Genomic DNA, 4,307 nt, shown 5'->3' on the forward strand with positions numbered 1-4,307 from the left:
GGACGTGACGGCGTTCCGGGCCGGACCGCCCGGAACGCCGTCACGTCCGCGTCGGTGATCTGGTACGGGGCGAGCGCGATGAGCAGGGACAGCCGCGCGGCGGGCCGCTGACCGGGGACGAGCCCGGCGACGAGGGGCTCGAGCCAGGCGCGGCTCGGGCCGGGCGCCATGCCGTCGCGCACGGCGAGTTCGGCGTGCAGCAGCTCCCGCACGGGCTCGGGGACCCGGCGTTCGGCGGCCGCGTCGACGCCGGCGACGGCGCGGGACAGGGCCCCGGCGACGGACGGCTCGGGCCGGGCCCAGGCGAGCGCGGCGGGCAGCGGTGCCGCGGGCAGCAGGCCGAGGGCGGCTCCGGCGGTGAGCGTGGTGCCGGTGTCCGGGCGCATGGCCCGCGCCACGATCCGCAGCGCCGGTCCGCGCCCGGCCCTGGGGGCCGCGCCGGGCACGGGCGAGTCGGGCAGGAACAGCCGGACCATCCGGTTGAGGTAGTGGAAGGTGACGGCGGTGGCCAGCAGCTCGGGCAGGTGATCGGCGGCGAAGGGCACGGTCCGCGACGGGCCGTCGGCGGTGGTGAGGTTCCGGGCCCAGTCGGTGACGGCCGCGAGAGCCGCGGTGTCCGGCCCGGCCAGGGTCTGCAGCTTGGCGCGGTGGACGTCGACGCAGTACGCGCACTCGTTCGCCTGCGACACGCCGGTGGCGACGGCCTCCTTGGCGGCCCGGCCGGCCCGGCCCTCGACGAGGAGGGTCTCGCGCAGCAGGATCCAGCAGGCGGCGAGCACCTCGGGCGCCGGGGAGTGCAGCGCCAGCGGCGGTGCGAGGATCCCGAACTCCCGGCCGGCCCGGCGGTAGACGTCGGCCACCAGGCCCCCCGCCTCGTGGGGCGGGACGGCGGTGACGTGCCGGATCTGCTTGAGGGAGCCCCTCACCATGGTTCTCACGAGCGCTCGCACTGCTGTCTCCTGGGATCGCGGGCCGGTTGCGTGAAGCAACCCACCGGGGAAGGGAAAGTCCTGTGAAGCAACCGACCGGTCGGCGGGGAGCGCCCGCCGCTGCCGGTCACACTCCGGCCGGCTGCCTGGCCCCCTTGCGCAGCAGCGGCAGGACCGCGTCGCGGCCGCTCTTGTGGCCGGTGGGGGACGGGGCTCCGTAGCTCACCGCGACTCCCCTGCGCTGGGCCGCCGCCACGATGTGCGGGACCGCGCGTTCGGCGACGGCCGCGATGGTCATCGCCGGGTTGACGGTGAGCGCTCCGGGGACCGCGGACGCGTCGGTGACGAAGACGCCGGAGTGACCGCGCAGTTCGTTGGTGTCGTCCAGGGCCGAGGTGCGGGGGTCGTCGCCCATCCGGCAGGAGGCGAGGGGGTGCACGGTGTAGGCGCCGACCAGGTCGTTGGTCCACGGCATCACCTTGGCGAGGCCGTCCTTCTCCAGGATCTCCTTCACGTCGGCGTCGGACTGGTTCCAGCCGTGCCAGGTGTTCTTCGTGGGCCGGTAGGAGAGGCTGCCGCGGCCGAGCATCTGCTGGGAGATGCGCAGGGCGTTGCCGGTCGCCGGCGGCGGGCCGAAGACGCCCTCGTTGTCGTCCTCGGTCATCGAGAAGACCGTCAGCCAGGACTTCCAGTTCCGGAGGATCTCCTTCTTCTCCCTGCCGAACCAGGTCGGTCCGGTGGCGTCGGGCACCTGGGCGAGGATGGTTCCCAGGCCCGGCGGGAAGTACAGCTGCTCCAGCGAGTAGCGGGAGTACTCGGGAAGCGAGCCGTCCAGCTTGTCCCAGCTGGCCACGGTCGGCCCTCGGCCGATCGCGTTGGCGCCGTAGGGCAGGGCGCCGTCGCCGCGGGACAGGCCGAGGAGTTCGGAGACCTTGTCCTCGTCTAGGACGGCCGTGTTGAGCCGCTCGCCGTTGCCGGAGAAGTAGCGGCCGACCGCGTGCGGCATCGCGCCGAGGTGGGCCTCGCTGCGCTGCAGGATGACCGGGGTGGCCGCGGCGCCGGCCGCCATCACGACGATCTTGGCCTGGATCACGCCGGAGCCGTTGTGCAGCCGGTAGTCCTGGTCGTCGACGACGTGGTAGTGGACCCGGTAGTCCCCCTCCGCGGTCCGGGTCAGGTGCTGCACCTCGTGCAGGGGCCGGATCTCGGCTCCGTGGGCGATCGCGGCCGGCAGGTAGTTGACGGTGAGTGACTGCTTCGCCTCGAACCGGCAGCCGGCCATCATGAAGTTGCAGTTGGCGCACTTGGAGTTGTCGATGGCGACCGCGAGCGGGTTGGCGGTGCGGCCGGCCTGGTGGCAGGCCGCCGCCCACAGGCCCCCGGCGTAACTGACGTCGCTCCATTCCTGCTTGCTCACCGAGAGGGACTCCTCGATCCGGTCGTACCACGGGTCGAGGGTGTCGCGGCTGAGGGAGGAGGGCCACATCCGGCGGCCGATGCTGCCCTTGCGGTCGAAGACGAAGCGCGGGGCGCGCGGCATGGCCGCGAAGTAGACGACGCTGCCGCCGCCGACGCAGTTGCCGCCCAGCACGCTCATCCCGTCGCCGACGACGAAGTCGAAGGCCCGCGTGTAGGAGGACCCCAGCTTGTAGTCGTGCTCGAAGTCCGTGCTGCGCAGCCAGGGCCCGCGCTCCAGGACGGTGACCTTCGCACCGCCGGCGGCGAGGTGGTAGGCGGCGATGGCTCCGCCGAAGCCGCTGCCGATGACCAGGACGTCGGTCTTCTCGATCGCGTTGCTCATGCCGGACTCCCGGTCGAGGTGGTGTCGGGGTGGAGGTCGGCCAGTTTGCGGCCGTAGCCGAAGTCCGCGAACCGCCACAGGCCGTCGGCGTCGGGGGCGGTGATGCCCATCGCCGTGAGACCGGGGTGGCCCTCCTCGATGGCCTGCGCGGTGTGCAGGTGGGCGGCGGAGTCGAAGGCCATGTTGCAGAACAGGGAAAGCAGGACCCAGAAGTCCTTCTCCGGATGGCCCGGGGTGGTCAGCGTCTGGATCAGCCGCACCCGGTCCTCGTAGTCGAGGGCCACGAAGGGCGGCACCGTGTCGTCCAGCTCCAGGCCGGCCTCGGCCGCGTAGGCCCTGGCGTGGCCGTTGACGAGGCCGACCAGGTCCTCCAGTCCGTCGGCGATGCCGGTCGCGTCCCAGCGCAGGAGGTCCAGGGCGCCGGCGGCGACCGCTCCTCCCCCGGTGCCGGCGCCGGCTATCGCCCGGTCGCCGGGCCGGCGCTTCTCGCCGGGAACGATGGTGTCCGCATAGGCCTCGAGGGTGAGGGTCGCCTCGTCCCCGATTTCGACCCTGCGCTCGGGAATTCTTGCCGATGCCTGCAACGCGTCCTCCCGGTCTCGTTGGTGGGATTCCTCTGGGGTGCGAAAAGAACGTAGAGCTGCCGAGTCTTTTCAAACAACCGACCCCCGCGGCGTTCACCGAACGGTGAGTTGCGTGAATGAACTAGGCGGAGTCGAGGCATCGCCCCGCCGCCCCGCCCAAAAGGCCGTTCGGTCGCCTAACGTTCTTGCCGACGTATTCCTCTTCCGTCAGGAACGGGGCCCGTGCCGCGAAATGGAGAGGCACGCCGGAACAATTCGTACCGGTTCAGGGGGGTGTCAGGTTGGAAAGCGCGGACAAGGCTCTGGAGCTGCCGACGAACTTCACCCAGCGGGTCCGTATCGTCGCGTTGCTGCCGGCCGACTCCCCCCGGCTGAACGGGGTCGACCACGCGCATGTGCAACGCCTCGCCGACATCCTCGCCTCACTGCCGCCGATCCTGGTCCACCGGCCGACGATGCGGATCGTCGACGGTTCGCACCGGGTGGCCGCCGCCGCCCTGAGGGGACGGGACACCGTCGAGGTGCACTACTTCGACGGGCCCGAGAAGGACGCGTTCCTGCGCTCGGTGTCCGCGAACGTCGCCCACGGGCTGCCGCTGTCGACGGCGGACCGCAAGGCCGCCGCCGAACGCATCCTGCGCTCCCACGCGGACCTCTCCGACCGGGCCGTCGCCACCTGCACCGGGCTGGACCCCAAGACGGTCGCGGCCGTGCGGCGCAGTTCAACCGTGGGGACTCCGCAGTCGAACACGCGGGTGGGCAGCGACGGCAAGGACCACCCGCTGGACCGCACCCTGGAGCGTCTGCGGGCCGCGGAACTCATGACCAGCCACCCGGACCTGCCGCTGCGGGCCGTCGCCGAGCGGTCCGGCCTGTCCCTGGGCACCGCCCACGACGTACGCAGGCGCCTCCAGCGCGGCGAGACCCCGGTGCCGAGCCGGCGGCGCGGCAAGGCGCCGGAGCGCCGGGCACCGGACGCCGGCTCCGCCCCGG

At 72.5% G+C, this 4,307-nt stretch carries 4 protein-coding genes; 1 reads left to right on the forward strand and 3 read right to left on the reverse strand.

Going from position 1 to position 4,307, the window contains the following annotated elements; all coding sequences use genetic code 11:
* The 3 genes from B7L92_RS33560 to B7L92_RS33570 form a co-directional block, all read right to left on the reverse strand.
* Window positions 1–950 (reverse strand): carboxymuconolactone decarboxylase family protein (locus B7L92_RS33560; protein ID WP_107501688.1); only part of this gene is annotated, 950 nt, incomplete at its 3' end.
* Window positions 951–1,056: 106 nt separating this feature from the next.
* Complete coding sequence (locus tag B7L92_RS33565; RefSeq protein WP_081241038.1) at window positions 1,057–2,730, reverse strand: FAD-dependent oxidoreductase; 1,674 nt, start codon at window positions 2,728–2,730, stop codon at window positions 1,057–1,059.
* Window positions 2,727–3,314 (reverse strand): DUF5987 family protein, encoded by a 588-nt coding sequence (locus B7L92_RS33570; RefSeq protein WP_081241039.1) that lies wholly within the window; start codon window positions 3,312–3,314, stop codon window positions 2,727–2,729. The genes B7L92_RS33565 and B7L92_RS33570 overlap by 4 nt, the downstream gene beginning before the upstream one ends.
* A gap of 281 nt (window positions 3,315–3,595) precedes the next feature.
* On the opposite strand from B7L92_RS33570, the gene B7L92_RS33575 reads away from it, so the two are divergent.
* The coding region (locus tag B7L92_RS33575; RefSeq protein WP_255311258.1) for a ParB/RepB/Spo0J family partition protein at window positions 3,596–4,307 on the forward strand (712 nt) is incomplete at its 3' end.

Origin of the sequence: Streptomyces viridosporus (genome assembly GCF_002078235.1) — a bacterium.
GTDB lineage: Bacteria > Actinomycetota > Actinomycetes > Streptomycetales > Streptomycetaceae > Streptomyces > Streptomyces viridosporus.

What these genes read in the sequence shown, in the direction of transcription:
- B7L92_RS33565 (WP_081241038.1), bottom strand. Translation starts at nt 2,730, where the DNA reads ATGAGCAACGCGATCGAGAAGACCGACGTCCTGGTCATCGGCAGCGGC.